This window comes from Arthrobacter sp. TJ-170 (assembly GCF_058269305.1).
The window spans coordinates 105,811-125,835 of the sequence record NZ_JBZCNL010000004.1; the positions used below are offsets into that span (position 1 = coordinate 105,811).

At 64.6% G+C, this 20,025-nt stretch carries 24 protein-coding genes; 9 read left to right on the forward strand and 15 right to left on the reverse strand.

Annotation, left to right across the window (positions count from 1 at the left end):
• The first annotated feature begins 149 nt into the window (after positions 1-149).
• Positions 150-512: a PaaI family thioesterase gene (locus AC4D1W_RS09195; RefSeq protein ID WP_490898682.1), complete on the forward strand. Its 363-nt coding sequence runs from the start codon at positions 150-152 to the stop codon at positions 510-512.
• On the opposite strand, the gene AC4D1W_RS09200 is transcribed toward AC4D1W_RS09195, so the two are convergent.
• The 7 genes from AC4D1W_RS09200 to AC4D1W_RS09230 form a co-directional block, all read right to left on the reverse strand.
• Positions 509-1,264: a tyrosine-protein phosphatase gene (locus AC4D1W_RS09200; RefSeq protein ID WP_490898569.1), complete on the reverse strand. Its 756-nt coding sequence runs from the start codon at positions 1,262-1,264 to the stop codon at positions 509-511. The two genes, AC4D1W_RS09195 and AC4D1W_RS09200, sit on opposite strands and share 4 nt — an antisense overlap.
• A 30-nt stretch (positions 1,265-1,294) precedes the next feature.
• A complete protein-coding gene (locus AC4D1W_RS09205; protein ID WP_490898570.1) occupies positions 1,295-2,356 on the reverse strand; it encodes a class I SAM-dependent methyltransferase in 1,062 nt (353 codons plus the stop codon).
• Positions 2,357-2,847: 491 nt separating this feature from the next.
• Positions 2,848-3,687: an endonuclease/exonuclease/phosphatase family protein gene (locus tag AC4D1W_RS09210; RefSeq protein ID WP_490898571.1), complete on the reverse strand. Its 840-nt coding sequence runs from the start codon at positions 3,685-3,687 to the stop codon at positions 2,848-2,850.
• Between the two features lie 53 nt (positions 3,688-3,740).
• Positions 3,741-4,610: a 3-hydroxyacyl-CoA dehydrogenase family protein gene (locus AC4D1W_RS09215; protein WP_490898572.1), complete on the reverse strand. Its 870-nt coding sequence runs from the start codon at positions 4,608-4,610 to the stop codon at positions 3,741-3,743.
• Entirely contained in the window at positions 4,607-5,359 is a 753-nt protein-coding gene (locus AC4D1W_RS09220; protein WP_490889931.1) for an enoyl-CoA hydratase/isomerase family protein, read from the reverse strand. The genes AC4D1W_RS09215 and AC4D1W_RS09220 overlap by 4 nt, the downstream gene beginning before the upstream one ends.
• A complete protein-coding gene (locus tag AC4D1W_RS09225) occupies positions 5,359-6,555 on the reverse strand; it encodes a thiolase family protein (RefSeq protein ID WP_490889932.1) in 1,197 nt (398 codons plus the stop codon). The genes AC4D1W_RS09220 and AC4D1W_RS09225 overlap by 1 nt, the downstream gene beginning before the upstream one ends.
• A gap of 161 nt (positions 6,556-6,716) precedes the next feature.
• The gene (locus tag AC4D1W_RS09230) at positions 6,717-6,926 is read right to left on the reverse strand and encodes a dodecin (RefSeq protein ID WP_490889934.1); all 210 of its coding nucleotides are present in this window, start codon (positions 6,924-6,926) and stop codon (positions 6,717-6,719) included.
• 167 nt (positions 6,927-7,093) lie between these two features.
• Between AC4D1W_RS09230 and AC4D1W_RS09235 the strand changes: the two genes are divergently transcribed.
• The 4 genes from AC4D1W_RS09235 (at position 7,094) to AC4D1W_RS09250 (ending at position 10,642) form a co-directional block, all read left to right on the forward strand.
• A complete protein-coding gene (locus tag AC4D1W_RS09235) occupies positions 7,094-7,531 on the forward strand; it encodes a VOC family protein (protein ID WP_490889936.1) in 438 nt (145 codons plus the stop codon).
• Between the two features lie 49 nt (positions 7,532-7,580).
• Positions 7,581-8,552, forward strand: a complete 972-nt coding sequence (locus AC4D1W_RS09240) for a 1,4-dihydroxy-2-naphthoyl-CoA synthase (protein WP_490889938.1) — start codon at positions 7,581-7,583, stop codon at positions 8,550-8,552.
• A gap of 6 nt (positions 8,553-8,558) precedes the next feature.
• Positions 8,559-9,692, forward strand: coding sequence for an o-succinylbenzoate--CoA ligase (gene menE / locus AC4D1W_RS09245; RefSeq protein ID WP_490889940.1), 1,134 nt, complete (start codon positions 8,559-8,561; stop codon positions 9,690-9,692).
• Positions 9,693-9,757: 65 nt separating this feature from the next.
• Complete coding sequence (locus AC4D1W_RS09250) at positions 9,758-10,642, forward strand: 1,4-dihydroxy-2-naphthoate polyprenyltransferase (protein ID WP_490889941.1); 885 nt, start codon at positions 9,758-9,760, stop codon at positions 10,640-10,642.
• 21 nt (positions 10,643-10,663) lie between these two features.
• Here the strand turns inward: AC4D1W_RS09250 and AC4D1W_RS09255 are convergent, their stop codons facing one another.
• Positions 10,664-10,957 carry a DUF4229 domain-containing protein gene (locus AC4D1W_RS09255; protein WP_490889943.1) on the reverse strand — a complete coding sequence of 98 codons (294 nt, stop codon included), beginning with the start codon at positions 10,955-10,957 and terminating at the stop codon, positions 10,664-10,666.
• Positions 10,958-10,987: 30 nt separating this feature from the next.
• Between AC4D1W_RS09255 and AC4D1W_RS09260 the strand changes: the two genes are divergently transcribed.
• Positions 10,988-11,368 (forward strand): PLD nuclease N-terminal domain-containing protein, encoded by a 381-nt coding sequence (locus AC4D1W_RS09260; protein WP_490898573.1) that lies wholly within the window; start codon positions 10,988-10,990, stop codon positions 11,366-11,368.
• A gap of 109 nt (positions 11,369-11,477) precedes the next feature.
• Here AC4D1W_RS09260 and ccsB read toward each other — a convergent pair whose 3' ends face one another.
• From ccsB to AC4D1W_RS09285, 5 genes are all read right to left on the reverse strand, one after another.
• Entirely contained in the window at positions 11,478-12,512 is a 1,035-nt protein-coding gene (gene ccsB, locus AC4D1W_RS09265) for a c-type cytochrome biogenesis protein CcsB (RefSeq protein ID WP_490898574.1), read from the reverse strand.
• Complete coding sequence (gene resB, locus AC4D1W_RS09270) at positions 12,512-14,200, reverse strand: cytochrome c biogenesis protein ResB (RefSeq protein ID WP_490898575.1); 1,689 nt, start codon at positions 14,198-14,200, stop codon at positions 12,512-12,514. Before resB ends, ccsB begins: the two co-directional genes overlap by 1 nt.
• Before the next feature lie 42 nt (positions 14,201-14,242).
• Positions 14,243-14,956 carry a cytochrome c biogenesis CcdA family protein gene (locus AC4D1W_RS09275; RefSeq protein WP_490898683.1) on the reverse strand — a complete coding sequence of 238 codons (714 nt, stop codon included), beginning with the start codon at positions 14,954-14,956 and terminating at the stop codon, positions 14,243-14,245.
• Between the two features lie 89 nt (positions 14,957-15,045).
• Positions 15,046-15,618 (reverse strand): TlpA family protein disulfide reductase, encoded by a 573-nt coding sequence (locus AC4D1W_RS09280; RefSeq protein WP_490890417.1) that lies wholly within the window; start codon positions 15,616-15,618, stop codon positions 15,046-15,048.
• A gap of 86 nt (positions 15,619-15,704) precedes the next feature.
• The gene (locus AC4D1W_RS09285) at positions 15,705-16,370 is read right to left on the reverse strand and encodes a histidine phosphatase family protein (RefSeq protein ID WP_490898576.1); all 666 of its coding nucleotides are present in this window, start codon (positions 16,368-16,370) and stop codon (positions 15,705-15,707) included.
• Between the two features lie 185 nt (positions 16,371-16,555).
• On the opposite strand from AC4D1W_RS09285, the gene AC4D1W_RS09290 reads away from it, so the two are divergent.
• Both AC4D1W_RS09290 and AC4D1W_RS09295 read left to right on the forward strand, forming a co-directional pair.
• A complete protein-coding gene (locus tag AC4D1W_RS09290) occupies positions 16,556-17,107 on the forward strand; it encodes a YceI family protein (RefSeq protein WP_490898577.1) in 552 nt (183 codons plus the stop codon).
• Positions 17,108-17,224: 117 nt separating this feature from the next.
• Positions 17,225-17,896 carry a hypothetical protein gene (locus tag AC4D1W_RS09295; RefSeq protein WP_490898578.1) on the forward strand — a complete coding sequence of 224 codons (672 nt, stop codon included), beginning with the start codon at positions 17,225-17,227 and terminating at the stop codon, positions 17,894-17,896.
• A gap of 35 nt (positions 17,897-17,931) precedes the next feature.
• Here AC4D1W_RS09295 and AC4D1W_RS09300 read toward each other — a convergent pair whose 3' ends face one another.
• Both AC4D1W_RS09300 and AC4D1W_RS09305 read right to left on the reverse strand, forming a co-directional pair.
• Entirely contained in the window at positions 17,932-18,642 is a 711-nt protein-coding gene (locus tag AC4D1W_RS09300) for a redox-sensing transcriptional repressor Rex (RefSeq protein WP_490898579.1), read from the reverse strand.
• Between the two features lie 153 nt (positions 18,643-18,795).
• On the reverse strand, positions 18,796-19,065 hold the full coding sequence (locus AC4D1W_RS09305) for a glutaredoxin family protein (RefSeq protein ID WP_490889957.1): 270 nt from the start codon (positions 19,063-19,065) through the stop codon (positions 18,796-18,798).
• 116 nt (positions 19,066-19,181) lie between these two features.
• Here AC4D1W_RS09305 and AC4D1W_RS09310 point away from each other — a divergent pair, with 116 nt between their 5' ends.
• Complete coding sequence (locus AC4D1W_RS09310) at positions 19,182-20,021, forward strand: HAD family hydrolase (RefSeq protein WP_490889959.1); 840 nt, start codon at positions 19,182-19,184, stop codon at positions 20,019-20,021.
• Positions 20,022-20,025: the final 4 nt, after the last annotated feature.

A 20,025-nucleotide genomic window follows, 5' to 3' on the forward strand; every position in this document is an offset into this window, starting at 1 on the left:
CTCACGGAGGTGTCTGAACAAACATTACTGAACGGACGTTCGGTAATATGTCCAGAGTACATGAACGTGCGATCCGCCCACACCCCCACAAGGAGCCCTAAGTGACCGGCAAACCCTGGCAAATAACCCTCGGTGAACTCGACGAGAAGATGGGCGTGAAAATCCTCGAACAGTCCGTCGAACGGGTCGTCGCGACAATGCCGGTGGAAGGAAACCGCCAATCGTTCGGGCTGCTGCACGGTGGAGCGTCGCTGGCGGTCGGCGAGGCCGTCGGCTCCTGGGCCGCAGTCATTCACGCGAGCACGCTGGGCAAGACTGCTGTCGGGGTCGACGTTTCGGCGACGCATCACAAGTCCGCACGGGACGGCATCATCACCATTACCGCCACCCCGATCCATCTCGGGCGCACCCTCACCACCCATGAGGTAGTGATCACCAACGACGGCGGCGGCCGCCTCTGCACCCTGCGCATCACCAACCTGCTGCTCGAGAAGAAACCCGGGAAGGACTAGGTCCGGGAGGTCAGCCGCGCACGAACCGCGTCAATCTCCGCCTGCGACAGCCCCGCCTTCCGCAGGTACGCCTCGGCGTCAAAACCGTCCAGCAGCTCCAGCAGATGAGCTCTGGTGTGCAGGATCCACTCGTGCAGTTCCTCGGGTGATTTCGGCCTCTCGTGCGGCTTCTCCTGTGCGCGGTGGTGCTCGTTGATGCCGTGTACGGCCAGCGCGTAATCGTCGGCAATGTTCTCATGCGACGCGCCGGCGAGCGCCAGCAGCACCGCGGTCACCATGCCGGTCCGGTCCCGCCCGGCGGAACAGTGCACGACGACGGCGCCCTCCGACTCCGCGATGACGCGCACCACCGCGGCGATCTTCTCGGGCCAGCGGCGAAGGTTCTCCAGGTAGTACTCGGGTGTGCTCAGGTAGGGGCCGACCAGCCGCATGAACTCCTCATCGGACTGGTCCTCGGTCGGGCAGTTGACCACCCGGAAGCGGTCCAGGACGGCTGGATTGATCACAGGGTCCGTGTCACGCCGTCCGCGCTCCCCCGGGTTCCTCAGGTCCACGATGGTCCGGACGCCGTCGTCGTATGCCTGTTGCCAACCGGCGTCCGTGAGCCATTCATGTCGGCCCATCCGGTACAGCCTTCCGGGGCGGATGTCCGGGCTGACGCCGCCAAGGTCCCGCGCATTGACCGCACCCTGCCATGGAACCGTCCGGCTCACGCCGTTCCGGCGCAGGTGATCCAGATCAATCGAAGCCATGCCTCAGGGTAACAAGCGGCAACGAGTCCGTTAGGGCACCAACTCGTAGAAGCGGAAGAACCCGAAGCCCTCGATCGGCAGGACCCGAACCTCGCTGAATCCGGCTGCCGAGGCATACCGGCGCAAGGTGTCCGGACGCATGACAGTTCCGGTGCCGGCGCTGTTGGGGTGAGCCATGCCATCGGGCAGGCAAATCAGCAGACTGAACCCATACATAAGTCGCTCGACCTCATCACCGGGTGGAGCGAAGGTTTCCGCCACAGCTTCATCCATGACGATGACGCTTCCCCCGGCACGGAGCGACCGGCGGGCCGCTGATAGTACGTCAACCGGGTAGGGCATGTCATGGATGCACTCGAAGGCGAATACCGCGTCGAACTGCTGCTCGGGCAACCCCGCAGCGTCGACGTGCTGAAAATCTACACTGCTCCCCGCGGCGGACGCATTGGTCCGTGCAAGATCGATCGAGGCCGCGTCAATATCGAACCCCGTGACCTCCGCTGAGGGGAGCGTCCGGGCGAGTGCAATCGTCGACCAGCCGGCTCCGCAGCCGATGTCTGCGATCGATGCTTGCGGTTTCTGCAGGCGCGTCATCACGTCAGGTGCCTGTTTCAAGGCGTTAGCGAGTTCCCGTTCGAACCACGGACGGTTCATATCAGCCTGCGACACGCGGGCATCATCGCCGAACTGCTGCCAGCTGACCCCCTCGCCGGCGCGGTACGCCGCTTGCAACGCAGGAAGCTGCACGGCAGCACCTGCCAGCATCCGGGCCAGTGGAGCGAGGAAGTTGAGACTGCTGCCGTCAGTCAGCACCTCCGCCGCACCAGGAGGCAGAGTAAAGCGGCGGGCACCGTCGTCGTCGTTCGCAGCCAGGAGGCCGGTGATGGCCTGCTGCTCGAGCCACTCCGCGGCATAACGTTCGGACGTCCCGGTGCGCTGTGCCAGTTCGGCCGCAGACGCAGGGCCATCGTTCACAAGGCTCCGGTACCAGCCGAGCCGGTCGCCGAGGTGGATGGCGAGGATGTCCATGGTGCCGAGTGCAGCGTTGAAAATACGCTCCGCGACGGCCTCTGCATCGGCTTCAGGGCCCACTTTCCCTCCCGCGTTGAGGTGTCCAGGAGACCTAGGATGTACCTGTTCGGCGAGGCTGGCAAGGCTCGCCGAAACCCTACGTTCGAACTCGGGATTCAGGCGTATCTTGATCCGATGAAACTCCTCCGAGGCGCAGCCAGCGTACTCCTGGCTTCGGGTCTCATTGCAGCTGACCTTCAAAGCAGCTTGTTCCGGTGCGCGTGCCGCCAACGTGTTAGGCGGTGTGCCCGACCTCCCGGAACAAGTGGCCGGTCTTGCGGCAGCAGAGGAGATCAGCCCGCAGACTGATCTTGTTACCGTTTCCGCGGGCGGCAACGACCTTGCCGCCGCCGCGCCGAATTCGAGGACGTAGCCAAACGATTCGATAAGCACGGAATCGGTTCGCCGGACCCCCGGATCACATTCACCGGTTGCACGGTGATTGGTGAGCTCCATCCAACCGCGAAGGGCTACAAGTCCGGGTACCTGCCGGAGGTGCGCAAGGCGATCGACTAATCGATTGTGATGGTCGCCTGCACCGGCGTGTGGTCTGAGGGCCAGTCCCCGTTGTAGCGCGTGGTGTTGATGCCCGTTTCCACCACGGTGACATCCTGGTTCACCATCAGCCAGTCGATACGCTTGTGCCCCTGCTTCGGCGCACGGTAGTGCGGGAAAGTTCCCCAGAGCTCGGTCACCCGCTTCTGTGCCGCGTCCCAGGCGTCAGCGAGAACCTCGCCGTTGGTCAGCTCCTCATACGGTTGCGATGCGGCGCCGGTATTGAAGTCGCCCATGACGACGACGGCGCCCTCAGTCCGCGCAACGAGCGACCTGATTGCCTCCGCTGACCGCTGACGGGACTTGCGGGACATGTGGTCAAGGTGCGTATTGACCACTGTGAGTTCCTTACCCGTGTCCCGGTCCCGGAAACGGCCGGTAACAACGACGCGGGGGATGAGGTTTCCCCAATCGTTGGACCCCGGTGTGTCCGGGGTGTTGGACAACGCGTCCTGATCCCAGTCGAGCAGTTCCAGCCGGTCCGCGTTGTAGACGATGGGGCACTGCTCGCCGTCACCGTCGGCGTTGCGGCCGCGGCCGATACTCCGGTATTTGTCTCCGAGGCTCTCGAGGATCGCCGGCAACTGGTCCGGGAGCGCTTCCTGCACGCCGAGGACGGTGGGCTGCTCAGCTGCGAGCAGGCGGCGGACCAGCGGTTCCCTGCGGCCCCAATAATCGTGGCTCCAGGGGTTCACATGAGCCACCCGGCGTCGGATGTTGTAGGTCATGACATGGAGCTCAGGCGCATCAACCGGTCCGATCAACGGCTTATCCACCAGGGTCGTCCGCTCGCTCATTCCAAAACCTTAGCCCTTTTAGCTCTCAAGCGGGCAAGGCTCTCGCGTTGCGGTCAATCGTCCCAGGTGAAGAAACCCTGGCCTGACTTCCGTCCCAACTCGCCGCGCTCCACTTTGTCGCGCAGGACCTGCGGCGGAGCGAACCGTTCGCCGAGGGTCGACGCCAGGTATTCGGCAATTCCAAGCCGCACGTCGAGGCCCACAATGTCCGTTGTCCTCAGGGGACCAACCGGGTGCTTGTAACCAAGAACCATCGCCGTATCGATGTCTTCGGCAGATGCAACACCCTCCTCGACCATGCGCATCGCCTCGAGGGCAATCGCAACACCCAGGCGTGAACTGGCGAATCCCGGAGCGTCCTTGACCACGACGGGCGTTTTCCCCAAGGCTTCAGCCCACCCGCGTGCCTTCTCAGCCAGTTCAGCCGACGTGGAAGGCGCGAGCACAACCTCAATGAGCGTCGAGGCGGGCACGGGATTAAAGAAGTGCAGCCCGCAGAACCGGTCCGGCCGCCGCAGGACGCCGGCCAGCTCACCGACGGACAGGGAGGAGGTGTTCGTTGCGAGCCACGCGCCGTCGTCGAGCTGCTCCTCGACACCGCGCAGCGCCGCGGTTTTCAACCCGAGGTCCTCCGGCACCGCTTCAACCACCAGGCCGCACGGCCGGAACACGGAGTAATCGGTGGCCACTTCCAGCCTTCCCGACAGCGCGTCGAGACTCTCCTGCGTGGTCCCCTTGGCGATGCTGCGATCGAGCGCTGCGGTGATGCGTCCGCGCGCGGCCTCCGCTGCGTCGCGATTCTGTTCAACGACGACGACGGCGGCACCCGCCACACAGAACGCGTGCGCAATACCTGCGCCCATGCGCCCGCCTCCGAGGACGCCCACGGTTGAGGGAATGGCCTGATTGCGCTGTGTGGTCAAAGTTTCTTCTTCCTGTCTGTGTCTTTCCTTGTCAGGAATGCCTGCATGCGTTCGAACTTCGCCTCGGACTCGAACAGGATGCCCTGGGCGAGCTGGTCGATCATAGGGTGGGCCTCGCGGGGTGCGTGAAACACGGCTTTGGTGACGCGGGTTGCCAGCGGGTCCTGGCGGGCAATACGGTCTGCGAGGCGGTGGGCAGCCTGCAGCAACTCCTCAGCCGGATGGATCTCGCTGATGAGCCGGACGGCGAGCGCCTCGTCGGCGTTCATCACCCTGCCCGCGAGCAGGATCTCCTTTGCGAGCGGCTCGCCGACAAGCTCGCGCAACCGCCACGTCGCGCCGGCTGCGGGCAGGATCCCCAGACCGGTCTCCGGATTCCCGATCTTGAGTTCGGGCGTACCGATCCGGAAATCGGCGGCGAAGGCGAGCTCGGCGCCGCCACCGAGTGCGTAGCCGTCCAGAGCGGCGATGACGGGCATCGGGAGGCTTGCGATCCGGGAGAACAGCGTCGAGTTGATTCCAGCGAGTGCGTCCTCGCGCCGTCGTTCCTTCAGCTGTGCAATGTCGGCGCCGGAGGCGAACACGCCGCCCGTTCCGGAGAGGATGAGGATCCGCGGAGTGCGCTCGAGGTCAGCGCACACTTCGTGCAGCTCGTCGACCATCTGCTGGTCGATCGCGTTACGGACGTCGGGGCGGTGGAGCTGGACGCCCAGGCGGTCGCCGCCGTCGTCGATTTTCAGTGTTTGCACTACACACGCTCCAGGAGCATGGCGGTTCCCTGCCCTACGCCGACGCACATGGTGGCGAGGCCGAGGTGTCCGCCCTCGCGCTCCATGCGGCCCATCAGGGTGACCGCGAGTCGCGAGCCGGAGGAACCGAGCGGGTGCCCCAGGGCGATCGCGCCGCCGTCGCGGTTGACGATTTCCTCGTCGAGGCCGAGCCTGCGGATACAGGCGAGGGACTGGGTGGCGAACGCTTCATTGAGTTCGACGGCATCGAGGTCGCCGATGGAACGACCGGAGAGTTCGAGCACCTTCTGAGTTGCCGGAACCGGGCCGAGGCCCATGATCTCCGGCGACACCCCCGCTGAGGCGCCCGTGACGATCCGGGCACGGGGAGTCAGGCCGAGCCGGGTGAGTGCCGCTTCGGACGCGACAATCACGGCGGACGCGCCGTCGTTGAGGGAGCTGGAGTTCCCGGCGGTCACAACGCCGTCCTTGGTCACCACCGGCTTCAGACCCGCGAGCACCTCGAGCGTGGTGTCCGGCCGTGGCCCCTCATCGGTGTCCACGGTGACGTTCTTCTTGCCGCGCGTGGTGTTGACCGGGACGATTTCGTCTGAAAAGCGACCCGCTTCTGTCGCCGCGACCGCCCGCTGGTGTGAGCGGAAGGCAAAGGCGTCAGCGTCCTCACGGGTGATTCCGTCAATGCGGGCCACTTCCTCTGCCGTCTCCGGCATCGAGTACGTAGTCTTTTCCTGCGCCGCGAAGGTTGGATTGGTGAAGCGCCAGCCGATCGAGGTGTCGAAGGCTGCACCGGGCTTGGCGAACGCCGTCGTGGGCTTCTCCATCACCCAGGGCGCGCGGCTCATGGACTCGACGCCACCGGCGATAACGACGTCGGCCGCACCCGCCTTGATCATGTGCGACGCCATGATGATGGCCGACAGCCCGGATGCGCACAGCCGGTTCACCGTGATCCCGGGGATGGTGTCCGGCAGACCTGCGAGCAGGGTGGCCATGCGGGCGACGTTACGGTTTTCCTCGCCGGCGCCGTTGGCGTTGCCGAGGATGACTTCGTCTACAACCTCGGGATCTAGGCCCGAGCGGTGGACCAGTTCACGGAGGGTGAGCGCTGCGAGATCGTCCGGCCGAACCGCTGAAAGCGCTCCACCGTACCGTCCCACCGGGGTGCGAACCCCGCCCACCAGAAAAGCCTCGGCCATGCCAGCCTCCGTCATCATCGTCGTCATCGTCAGCGCGTCACGCTGAGGGCGGCATAATTACCGACCGTTCGTTCTATAAAGAATCGCACGGGGTGCCGGGAGGGTCAACTGAGGCCGTCTGGGGACAGTATTGCGGGAATCGTCAACGGCTCGGCCCGCGACTACTCCTCCAAACGGAAGCCCAGCTTGACGGTCACCTGCCAGTCAGCGACGGCGCCATCCACCAGATGCCCCCGGATCTCCTTGACCTCGAACCAGTCGAGGTTCCGGAGCGTCTTGGCAGCGTGCGTCACCGCGTTGGTCACGGCTGCGTCCACCCCGTCCGGTGATGTCCCGACAACCTCGGAAATGCTGTACGTATGGTTCGCCATGCTTCCTCCTTCAGCGGACGCCGGCCACTCCGGCGGGTGGGTGTCACGCTAGTCCTCCCCGCGGTTCCGGTCCAGACCCTTCCGCGGCTGACCGCCACCGGAATAACGGACAGAGCTTGTCCGGAATGTACTGGATCGGGGTTGCAGCCGTTCCTACGCTGAGAGCCATGACCTACAACATTCAGGTAGTAGTCGACAGCGCAGATCCCCATACCCAGGCTGACTGGTGGGCAGAAACTCTCGGGTGGGAGGTTGAGCCGACGAACCAGAATTTCATCGACAAGATGCTCGCAGAAGGATACGCACAGGAAAGTGACCTGATCGAGCACAATGGCGTCCGGGTCTGGAACACCGGCGAGGCGGTGTGCCGTCCTGAAGAAATAGGCCAGAAAGGTCGCCAGCGCATCCTGTTCATGAAAGTACCGGAACCGAAGACGGTCAAGGATCGCATCCACCTCGACATCAGCCTCGACGGCGATGACAGGGACGCCGTGCGGGCCGCCCTGGAAAGCCGCGGGGCGCGCTTCCTGCACCAGGGCAATGAGGGTCCGCACATCTGGTACACCATGGCTGATCCTGAGGGTAATGAGTTCTGTGTGAGCTAGGCAGGAAGCACTTTGAAGTCACCCCCGCCCTCGAAGCTAGACTCGATTGGTGACCACAGACCTTCCTGCCCAGGTATCCGATGTCTTTGACCCTGCCCGGTGGCGGCTCGTGGAGGGATTTGAGGATCTTCAGGACATCACCTACCACCGTCAGGTAGAACGCAGCCAGGTGGAACGCAGCCGCAACGACGGCGCCGCGTCGCGGGACCTGCCCACCGTCCGCATCGCGTTCAACCGGCCGGAGGTACGCAACGCTTTCCGTCCGGGCACCGTGGACGAGCTGTACCGGGCACTGGATCATGCCCGCATGACCCCGGACGTCGCGACGGTCCTCCTCACAGGCAACGGCCCCTCCCCCAAGGACGGCGGGCATTCCTTCTGCTCGGGCGGCGACCAGCGGATCCGCGGGCGGGACGGCTACCGCTACGCAGAGGGCGAAACCCGGGAAAGCATCGACCCCGCACGTGCCGGGCGCCTTCACATCCTCGAGGTTCAGCGGCTGATGCGGACCATGCCGAAGGTGGTCATCGCCGTCGTCAACGGCTGGGCAGCGGGCGGCGGCCACAGCCTGCACGTGGTGGCGGACCTGACGATCGCCTCGCGGCAGCACGGCAAGTTCAAGCAGACCGATGCAACTGTGGGCAGCTTCGACGCCGGCTACGGGTCAGCCCTCCTCGCCCGCCAGATCGGCCAGAAGCGCGCCCGTGAGATCTTCTTCCTCGCACGCGAGTACTCCGCCGAAGACATGGTCGACATGGGAGCAGTGAACGAAGCCGTTGATCACGAACGGCTTGAGGAAGTCGCGCTTGAGTACGCGGCAGACATCGCAAGGCAGAGTCCGCAGGCTATCCGCATGCTGAAGTTCGCCTTCAACCTGCCCGATGACGGGCTGGCCGGACAGCAGGTCTTCGCCGGTGAAGCCACCCGCATGGCATACATGACCGACGAGGCCGTCGAGGGCAAGGAAGCGTTCCTCGAGAAACGCAGCCCCGACTGGTCCAGCTTCCCCTACTACTTCTAGGCGCCCATGGAACTCCTGCCCGTTCACACCCCGCCCGGCTTCGACCCGCATACCCTGCTCCCCCCGCTCGCAGCAGCCCTCGCGGGCGAGGGTCCCGCGGTTGCGCCGCACACCGATGAGCACCAGCGCTTCGACGGCGAACTGCCGAACGACGAGATTGCTGCGGTGCTCAGCACGTCCGGGTCCACCGGCACCCCGAAGCAGACCATGCTCAGCGTCGATGCGCTTGCCGCGTCCGCCATGGGCACCGCGTACGCACTCAAAGCCGAGGGGCAGTGGCTGCTGACCCTGCCCGTGCACTACGTAGCCGGGTTCCAGGTGCTGGTGCGTTCCCTGTACGCAGGAACCCGGCCATGGGCCATGGACCTCAGCGGAACCTTCAGCCCGGAACGTTTTACTGAAGCCGCCGGTGAACTGACCGACAAGGTGCGATTCACGTCCCTGGTGCCCACCCAGCTGCACCGTCTGCTGGATGATCCCGCGCCTGAAACCATCAAGGCGCTCCAGCGGTTCAACGCGATCCTGCTCGGCGGCGCGGCCGTCACCGAGGCGCTCCGCAGCAGAGCCCGTGCACACGGCCTGAAGATCGTCCGCACCTACGGCATGAGCGAGACCTGCGGAGGCTGTGTGTACGACGGCGTCCCCCTCGACGGCGTGGAACTCACCAACGAAGACGGCCGGCTCTGGATCAGCGGCCCCGTCCTGTCTGACGGTTATCTGGGCCAGCCGGTGCTGACCCGGGAGAGGTTCCCGTTCAACTCCGGGCGCCGCTGGTTCCGTACTGACGACGACGGCACCATCGACAACGGTGTGCTCACCGTTCATGGCCGGGTGGACGACGTCATCATCACCGGCGGTCTCAAGGTCTCAGCAGTCGCGGTGGCCAGCGTCATCGAGGGCCTGGCGGGAGTCAGTGAAGCGTTGGTGCTTGGCATCCCGCACCCGGAGTGGGGCGCCCAGGTGGCTGCCGCCGTCGTCGGCTCAGTCAATCCGGACGCGGTGCGGCAGCACGCGCAGGAGCAGCTGGGGCCCCACGCGGCACCGAAAATCGTGCTCACTCTCGACAAACTTCCCATGCTGCCCAGCGGCAAGCCCGACCGGCTGGCTGTTCGCGCGCTGTTCGAACAGTCAACGCTGTAATGGGCTCCCGCACCCGAGAGCAGCGTCCAGGCAGGACCAACACCGTAGACAACCGGAGGAACACCGTGGCAACAGCTGCGCAATGGGTGGAGGGAGCGCGTCCCCGCACTCTTCCGATGGCGGTGGCCCCCGTGATCATCGGGTCCGCCGCGGCCTTTGACCTCGGGGCATTCAAACCCGTGAATGCCCTTCTGGCCGCCTTGGTGGCGATCCTGCTGCAGGTGGGGGTCAACTACGCGAACGACTACTCCGACGGTATCCGCGGCACCGACAATGACCGCGTCGGTCCGCTGCGGTTGACCGGCTCCGGGGCGGCAAAAGCGTCTGAGGTGAAGTGGGCCGCTTTCGGGTGCTTCGCACTGGCCATGGTCGCAGGTCTCGCCCTGATTGTGCTGTCCCAGGCCTGGTTCCTGCTGCTCGTGGGACTGGGCTGCGTTGCTGCAGCCTGGGGGTACACGGGCGGGCGCAACCCGTACGGGTACATGGGCCTCGGGGATCTTTTTGTTTTCGTCTTTTTCGGCCTGGTGGCCACCCTTGGAACCACCTACACCCAGGCCGGGCAGCTGAGCGGCCCCGCCTGGGTCGGAGCGGTCAGTACCGGAATAATCGCCATGGCGCTGCTGATGGCAAACAACGTGCGGGATATCCCCACAGACAGGGAAGCGGGCAAGCTCACCCTCGCTGTCCGCCTCGGCGACACGGCCGCCCGGATCAGCTACGTCATGATGCTTGCGGTGTCGCTGCTGCTGCCACTGTTCCTTGTCTACGACTACCCGTGGGTGCTGCTGGTCCTGCTCCTGGTCCCGCTGTGCCTGATGCCGAGCTGGCTGATGCTCAAAGGCAAGAAACGGCGCAGCCTCATTCCCGTCCTGAAACAGACGAGCATCATCAATCTGGGCTTCAGCGTGCTGTTCGGCGCGGGCCTGGTGCTCTCGAGCTCACTGTCCTAGACCCGGTTCGCCCGCCTGCGATTACGGCTGGCGGCGGTCGGAGTTGACTGGCGTATTCGGGTCCAGGGTATCCTCGGCGTCTGCATCGCGCAGTTCACTGGCGGTGCGGACGGGCGGGGCTCCGTCCCGGAATCTGCGCTGCAGGGATGACGCTGCTTCGTTGCGGAGATCGCGGAAGAAGAGGTACGTGACGCACCAGGCCATGATGGCTGCGGCGATCACGGAGAAGATCGCCCCCAGGCCGAGGGAATAGCAGATCACGAAGAACACCGCGACGAAGCCGAGGCGTAAAGCGGTGAATTTGAGGAAGGGCACGTGTCAAGTTTACTCGCCTACAATTGATGCATGCCGCGCCTGTTGCTGTTCCTCCTGATCCTGGGGATCGCTGTCATTGTTTATGCGCTGTTCGACTGCATCATGAGCCGGGCCGAATCAGTGCGCAGCATCTCAAAACCGGCCTGGTTCTTCACCATCCTCCTTGTCCCCCTTCTGGGTGCCGGTCTGTGGTTCCTGTTCGGTCGTCCACGCAGGGATGACCGTCCCAGCCAGCGTCAGACGCGCCGCCCTACCGCGCCCGACGACGACCCTCAGTTCCTGCGCAATCTTGAGGTCCAGCGTCGGCAGGAAGCCCGCGAGGCCGAACAGCGCAAGCGTGAGGCCGAGCGCCGCGCTCGCGAGGAGAAAAAGAAGGACGAGGGCACAGCCAGCGACGGCAAGACCTCTTAGGCTTTAGCTGACTCGAACGAATGGGCAGGACACGCCCCTAACGCGTGAGCATTAGGGGCGTGTCCTGCCCATTCAACGTTGGGTGGTTGAAGCGCTGGGTGTTGAGCGGTCAGACGCCGGCGTAGCTGTGCAGTCCCGAGAAGTAGATGTTCACGATCGTGAAGTTGAAGACGATGCACAGGTAGCCAACGATCGAGAGCCATGCGGCGCGCGTTCCGGTCCATCCGCGGGTGGCACGGGCGTGCAGGTAACCGGCGTAGACCACCCAGATCACGAACGTCCAGACTTCCTTGGTGTCCCAACCCCAGTAACGGCCCCACGCCTTCTCGGCCCAGATGGCTCCGGCCATGAGGGTGAACGTCCACAGCACGAAGGCAATCGCATTGATGCGGTAGGAAAGGTTCTCCAGGCTCAGTGCGGACGGCACCAACCGCATGAACGGCAGACGGTCATTCCGACCCGAAGCAAGGCGTGAGACCCGGTCCGCCTGCATCAGCTGGAGCACCGACATCGCGAAGGTCAGGGTGAACAGCGCTGAGGCCACAACGGCCACGGACACGTGGATGATGAGCCAGTAACTCTGCAGCGCCGGCACGAGGTTGGCCACCGGCGTCGGGAATCCGATAGTGGCCGCGCACAGCATGACCACCACCAGGCCGATCACGAAAGTGCCCAGGAACCGCAGGTCCTTACGCGTGAGCACCAGCAGGAAAACAACAGCAACCACCAGGCCGCCGGTGGTGCAGAACTCGTACATGTTGCCCCACGGCACCCGGCCGGCGGCAACACCGCGGCTGACCACGGCAACCGCGTGGATCGCAGCGGCGACGATGGTGAGTGCGACGGCGATGCGCGCCACCGAGCGTCGCTCGCCCTGGTAGTTCATTGCGTCGTCGGCGGTGGATCCGACTGGAGCGCCGTCGTCGTCGGCTGACTTCCCGCGCTTGCCCCCGGCTACGGTGCCGGCGAGCACGAGTTCCCGTTCCTCGGCCGATTCGGCGAGTTCTGCTTCGATTTCCCGGATGCGCCTGCTGCTCTTGACGAGGTCCCAGGTGAAGGCGAGGAAAGCCACCGTGTAGGCGAGAGCAGCGAGCAGCATGAACAGCTCGCTGTACTGTCCAAGGGTCTGGTTAATGTTCTGCATCAGTTGTCCTTACCGCTTACGGGCGCCGACGCCCCCGCGTGCGCTGTCTCATTCTCGTAGTCTTCGGTGCCGTCCGCCAGCCAGCGTTCCCGCAGAAGCTTCTCGATCGCTGCACTCTCGCCTGCCAGCCTGTGATCCTCGCCGCGCGCCAGCAGGCCGTACTCGACCGTGATCCCGCCGTCCGCGCCGGTGCCCGTCCGTATCCACACCCGGCGTCGGCCAATGAACAGGGAGGCGCTGAGCCCCGTCAGGGCCAGGGATGAGAACACCAGAGCGCCGAGCTCCGCCGGGTCGTGGGTGATGTCCAGCGCTGCGTAGCGGCGCAGCCCGTCAAACGTTATCGTGCCCAGGCCGTCAGGCAGTTCGAACGTCTCACCGGCGTCGAGCACGATGCCGCCCGCCTCACTGTTCCGGCTGTTCAGCTCGGTCAGGGTGTCAGTATTCAGGACGTACACGTTCTGGGGTTCACCGTCGTCCAGTCCGAGATCACCGTAGTAGGAATTCAGGTTCAGTTGCGGTAGGAATGGGTCGGGATCGCGGCTGAAGGAGACACCGTTCTCATCGATCGCCGCAGTCGGGAGGAAGAAGCCCACGAAGCCGAGCTGCTCCGGCTGCGCGTCGGGCACCTTCATCACCATGAGCGAAGTGAACAGGCCGTCCTGGGGAATCGACACGACGGGGCCCTGGTGCGCGATGTTGCCGTCGCCGTCGCGCACTGTCACGACGGGTGCGTAGCCGTTGCCCACCAGGTACACGCTGGTGCCGCCGATGGTCAGCGGCTCATTGACCTTCAGGATCCGCTCCTCCGGTTCCTCCCCGGGTGCGGTTCTGCTGGTCATGGTGGCGGTGAAGTCGATGGGCTGCCCATAGTGGGTGAGCTGCCGGTCGAACTGGACGTCGAATTCCTCAAGCGTGATGGAATACGGGTCCAGGTTGTCTTCGGAGAAGTTGGTGCCCGGTGTGAAGGAGTCGTAGCCGACGAGCGTGTTCACGAAGGTCTCGCCCTCGACCAGGATCTTCTGCCCGCGGTAGCCGAACAGCCCGCCGACGGCTACGGAGACCAGCACCCCGATCAGGGACAGATGGAACACGAGATTCCCGAGTTCCTTCAGAAATCCCCGCTCAGCGCCGACGGAGGGCCGTGCACCGTTCCCGTCCCGCACGTCCACCCGGTAGCCGCGCTTCTTCAGCACGCCCGCGGCATCGACGACGGCGGCAGCGGCCGACGTCGGGCGCCCGCCTTCCTGCCCACTCGAGCGGGGCCCCGGTCCGGCCGGGAGTGCGAACGTGCCGTGTATCGGCATGCGTGAGAGCCGGCTCGGCGTGCGGGGCGGCTTCGAGCGCCAGGCACGGCCGTGGGCGATCGCGCGGGGGATGACGCACCCGATCAGCGAAATGAACAGGAGCAGGTAGATCGCTGAGAACCAGACGGACGAGTAGACGTCGAACAGCTGGAACCAGTCCAGGATGGGGCCGGTCTCCGGGTTGTCCTGAATGTACTGGGTGACAACGGCAGGGTTTGCAGGACGCTGCGGGAAGAGCGAGCCAGGCACCGCTGCGACCGCAAGCAGGAGCAACAGGAAAAGGGCCGTGCGCATGCTCGTCAGCTGGGTCCACACCCAGCGCAAGCTGCCCAGGAACCCAAGAGCCGGGAGCGCGACGTTGTCTTCGCGGTCCTTCTTTGCCATTGAGTTGTCCTTAACTTCAGCCTTCGAATTATTCATGAGTCATCAGATCGGAAGGGTGACGCCGCCCAGCCACTGCTGGAGCTCGTTGATCCACAGGTTCCAGACGCCGGACGCCATGAGCACGCCGACCAGGATGAGCATGCCACCGCCGGAGCGCTGCAGAAGCAGCCGGTGGCGCCGGAAGAAGGCCATCGCACCTATCCCCCGCCGCAGTCCCAGGGCGATCAGCAGGAACGGCAGTCCGAGGCCCAGGCAGTACACGAAGGTGAGCAGCGCGCCCTTGGCCGCACTGGCGCCGTCGTTCGAGAAAGCGAGCAGCTGCACCGCAGAGAGAGTCGGGCCGATGCACGGGGCCCAACCCAGGCCGAACGTGAGTCCGAGGAGCGGCGCCCCCCAGAGGCCGCTCGGGACCCTGGTGTGAAGCTTCCGGTCCTGCTGGAACCACGACAGCCCGCCCATGAAGACAATCCCGAGCACGATCACCACGAGGCCGAAGATCCGGATCAGCCACTCCTGGGAGCCGGCCATCCACGCTCCGAGCTGCCCGAACAGCGCGCCGTATGCCATGAAGACCAGCGAAAAACCGATGACGAAAAGACCAATCCCGGCCACCATCCGCCCACGCTTCTGCTGCTCCAGGTCCACGCCGGTGAGTCCGCTGACGTAGCCGAGGTACCCGGGAACAAGCGGCAGCACGCAGGGCGACACAAACGAGACCAGGCCCGCCAGGAGCGCCACGGGCAGCGCGAGCAGCATGGAACCGTTGAGCACCGTGTCAGCGAAGGCGTTTCCCGCCGGAGCCAGGGCGATCACGGCACCGGATGAAAAGGTGGAGGTCACGGCCACTACTCGGCCAGCGCGGAGTCTATGAGCGCGCTGAGGGTTCCCTTGTCGGCCAGGCCCAATATGCGCGCGGACACGCGCCCTTCCTTGTCCAGCACAAGGGTTGTCGGAACGGCCTGCGGCGGCACGTAGCTTGTCATCGACAGCAGGACCCCGCCGTCGGAGTCGTTAAAACTGGGGTACGGGATGCCGAAGTTCCGCTCGAACGCCTCTGCGTTCTGCTTACCGTCACGGATGTTCACGCCGTAGAACCGGACGTCCTGCGCCTGGTACTCCTCGTGGAGCGCGACGAGGTCGGGTGCTTCCTCCCGGCACGGGGCGCAGGCGGCGTACCAGAAGTTAAGAACGGTCACATCGCCCGGCCACTCGGACGAGGAAACGGACGAATCGTCGTAGAGCGTGCCCTCGATCTGCACGGGTTCACCCCGCTCGGCGGCGGTGTACTCGGTGACGGAACCGTCACCGGCGATGTAATTCTTGTTGTTGCCTTCCGCCGCCTGCTGGGCAAGCGGGTCCTGTGCAGCACAGCCCGAAAGGACCACGACGGCGGCGAGCACCGGCGCGGTCAGGCGCATCAACCTGCCGCCTCGTTGGCGGCGGTGGGCAGCATCAGAATGAGTCACAACATCTTCCACAAGTTCTACAACGTGTAGTAATTGTATTACGCTCCCGGGAGGTTCTTCGCGCGCGGTAGCAGGTCTGCGCAGGGCTCCTCGTACCTCACGCCGGTGAGGTCGTCGCCGTCGAAATAGAGGGACGTCACGGAACTCAGCGTGCATTTGCGCTGACGTGGATCATGCCACAGGCGACGCTTCTCCGCGGCGAGCCGGGCAACCCAGATGGGCAACTGGTGACTGACCATCACGGCTTCGGCATCCTTGCCCCCGTTAGCCTCCAGTGCTGCGCGGCGTGCGTCATGAACCGCTGCCATCACCCGCTCCACCTGCGCACTGTACGGCTCGCCCCAGGATGGGGTGAACGGGTTCCTCAGCGACTTCCAGTGCTTGGGGTGCCTGAGCTGCTGGGCAACCTGCGTCATTCCCTCGAACCGGTTCTCCGCTTCGATGATGCGCTCATCGGTCACGATGGAGAGGCCGAGCTCCCGCGCCGTCGGCTCGGCGGTCTCCTGCGCGCGCGTCAGCGGCGAGGCAACCAGGTGGGTTATGTCTGCGCCGTCATTCCTGCGTTCCGCAAAGTAGGTTCCTATCCGCTCTGCCATCTCGCGGCCAAGCTCGGACAGATGAAACTCGGGCAGTCGGCCGTAGAGGATTCCGTCCGGATTATGGACTTCGCCGTGGCGCACGAGGTGAACGGTGGCTGAGGGCATGCGTCAAGTTTCGCATCCCTCGCGTCAGACGGCTAAATCGAGCGGGCAACACATGCCCGAGAGAAAATATTTGAAGTTTCAAGCGATCTCTGGAATAAAAGATGCAAATGCATGTTTATTACATGTACAAGCCCGTGCGGCCCCCCGGCCGTACACCCCAAGCACTTCAGATCAGGAGAATCATCATGGCTATCCCCACCGGACTCACCCAGGGCACCTGGAACTTCGACGGCTCCCACAGCGAAGTCGGTTTCACCGTCCGCCACGCAGGCATCAGCAAGGTGCGCGGAAACTTCGAGACCGTCGACGCCTCCCTGCAGGTCGGATCCTCCCTCGAGGACTCCAAGGTCACTGCGACCATCAAGACTGAATCATTCAACTCAAACGACGCGAACCGCGACGCCCATGTACGCGGCGATGACTTCTTCGACGTCGAACAGTTCCCCGAGATGACCTTCGAGTCCAAGCGCGTGGAAGGCGCCGGCGAGACCTACAAGCTCATCGGTGACCTCACCATCCGCGGCATCACCAAGGAAGTTGTCATCGACACCGAGTTCAACGGCGTCGCTGTTGACCCCTTCGGCGCCACCCGCGCCGGGTTCTCCGGTCAGACAGTCATCTCCCGCAAGGAGTTCGGCCTGACCTGGAATGCGGCCCTCGAGGCCGGCGGCGTTCTGGTGGGCGACAAGGTGACCATCAACCTCGACGCCGCCTTCGTAGCGCCCTCGGCCAACTAGGCTTTCTTTCGTCAAAGGCCATCCCTTCATGGGGCGTACCGGATCTGCCGGTACGCCCCATCGGTTTTTCCACCCGAAACACTCCAACGTCTGGATGCCCGGCGGTACGCTGGGCGCATGAGTACGCCATCACACGATCCCGAGCCATCCGAACGTGACCCTCGTCAGCTCTCCGGAACCGACCCGCTGAATCCCGCAGAGCCCGGGCCCGCCCAGAATTCGGGGGCGGGCTTGTCCCCGGAGCCGCAGAAACCGGCGTCTCCGTACTCTTATCAGTCGGCCCAGCCGGCTGGGTACGCCTACCCCAGCGCGACCAATATGCCGGAGGCTGCCCGGCCGCCGCTACCCAGGGAAGTGAATCTGGCCTTCTGGCTGATCATCGCCGCAGGTGCGCTGAACTTCATCTCCACCCTGCTTGGGTCAGGCAGCGCCGGACCAGCGGGCGCGGCAGGCATCGGCATAGGAATAGCGCTGATAGTCGGCATCCTCACCACCGGCATTTATGTTCTCCTCGCTGTCTTCATCCGCAAGGGGCACAACTGGGCACGCATCACTGCAACGGTTCTGGCCGGCATCTCGCTACTGCTCCTGCTGATGAGCTGGCTTACCCTCAGCGCGCTCCAATCGAACCCCGAAGTTCAGGCGCAGCTCGGCGATCAGAGCCTCCAGCCCAGCGGCTTCGCGATCACCATCAACATCCTCGTGGTCCTGCTGGGTGTGGCCGGAGTGGTGCTATGTTGGCTCAAGCCTTCCAACGCCTACTTCAGAGCGCAGCAGATCACCCACTAACGGCACCACCCAGCGCTCTTGCGAGGAGCGCTGGGTTACTGGGCAGCGCGGGCGCTGGAACCGGCATCCATGTCCGGGTCCTGCGCCCGCTGTGCGTGATAGGCAAGGATCTGAAGTTCCGTAGCCATGTCCACCTTGCGCAACTGCACATGGTCGGGCACCTGCAGGACAACCGGCGCGAAGCTGAGGATACTCGTGATGCCTGCCTCAACCAGTTCGTCGCAAAGCTCCTGGGCGACGCTGGCCGGCACGGCGAGGACAGCCATATTGGCGCTGGTCCGACGCAGCACCGTAGCGAGATCCTGCACCGGGCTGACGCGCAGCCAACCCACCTCCGTACCGACAACCATCTGGTCGGCATCGAACAGGGCGACCACTTCGAAACCGCGCGACTGGAATCCCGAGTATCCTGCGAGCGCCCGCCCGAGGTTGCCGGCACCGACAATCGCAACGCGCCAGTCCTTGGTCAACCCCAGTGCGGTGGAGATCTGACTGTTGAGGTACTGGACCTCGTAGCCCACGCCGCGGGTTCCATAGGAACCGAGATAGGACAGATCCTTGCGGAGCATGGGCGAGTTCACCCCCGCCGCGTCAGCAAGTTCCTCGGAGGACACACGCTCTATACCCTCCGCCAGCAATGAGTTCAAGGCGCGCAGGTAGATCGTCAACCGGGCCAGAGACGCAGGCGGAATCTGCCTGCCCTGCTGGTCGTTGGTGGCCGCCCGTAGCCCGGGGATCTCCGACATGGTCACTGGATCATCGCTCCATCACTGTTCGCCGGGCGGCCGGGACCTGCTCCGCCCGCCCGCCGGAGGATGACGGCGGGATACCACCACTTTAGGTCCCCCGGCGGAGCGCTCAAAGTCCGATGCCCGCTATCTGGTGATGGATGCTGCGCATCAGGCGAGGAGCCGGCGCAGACGCGCCTCATCGATCGTCCAGAAGTCCCGCTGGACTCCATCGAGAAGTAGGACGGGCACCTCTTCCGAAAACCGCTCAAGCAACTCGGTATGGGCGGTGATGGATTCCTCCCGCCAGCTGACGCCGAGCTCGCCGGTGACGCGGGCAACGGTCTCCCGTGCTGCTTCGCACAGGTGGCAGTTGGGCCTGGTCACCAACACAAGGCCGGAGGTCCAGTCCCCCGCCGGCGGCTGGGTCTGCTGGTTCATGATCCCCTAAGCCTACTGCCGAGGGTCCCGTGCCCGGTGAAGTGAGGTGGGGGGTCAAGTAGGCATTACGGGCGCGGGCGGCGCATCGGGCGCCAAGCTGTGATTAGACTCGTGCTATGTCCGCAGCCAGCCTCCGACCCGTCGTCGTACCAGGGTCCGCCGCGGAGTCGCCGGTTGAAGCGGCATCGCTGGGCGGTCCCACTGGAGAAGCAGCCTTTTTCGACGTCGACAACACCATGATGCGCGGCGCCAGCCTCTTCCATGTGGCCCGCAAGATGTACCAGCGGCGCGCCTTCACCCTCCGCTTTGCTGCAGGGCTGGCGTGGAAACAGTTGCGCTTCACCATGCGCGGCGAGAACATGACCGACATTCATGCCGTGCGGGACGCCGCGCTTGCCTTCGCTATCGGCATTGCCCACGAGGACATTCTCGCCCTCGGCGAAGAGGTCTACGACGAAATGATCGCTTCGAAGATCTGGCCCGGAGCGCGCGCCCTGGCGGAGCAGCATTTGCGGAACGGGCGCCGCGTCTGGCTGGTCACGGGAACTCCGGTGGAGGTGGCCAGTGTCATCGCCAATCGTCTGGGGCTCACGGGGGCGCTCGGCACCGTGGGAGAAGTGTTTGAGGGTCTCTACACGGGCAAGCTGGTGGGTGAGTTCCTGCACGGGCCCGCGAAAGCTACGGCCGTTCGCGAGCTGGCCGGGAATGAAGGCCTGGACCTGTCCCGCTGCTGGGCGTACAGCGATTCATACAATGACATCCCACTGCTCAGCCTTGTGGGCCACCCGGTAGCGATCAACCCGGACCGTCGTCTCCGCAAGCACGCCCGTGACGCAAATTGGCCCATCTACGATTTCCGAAGCGGCCGTCGTGCGGCGACCCTTGGCCTGAAGGCAGCAACGGGAGCCGGTGCCGTTTACGGTCTGTGGCGCGGCTTCACCAGGATGAGGGGCTAGTCCT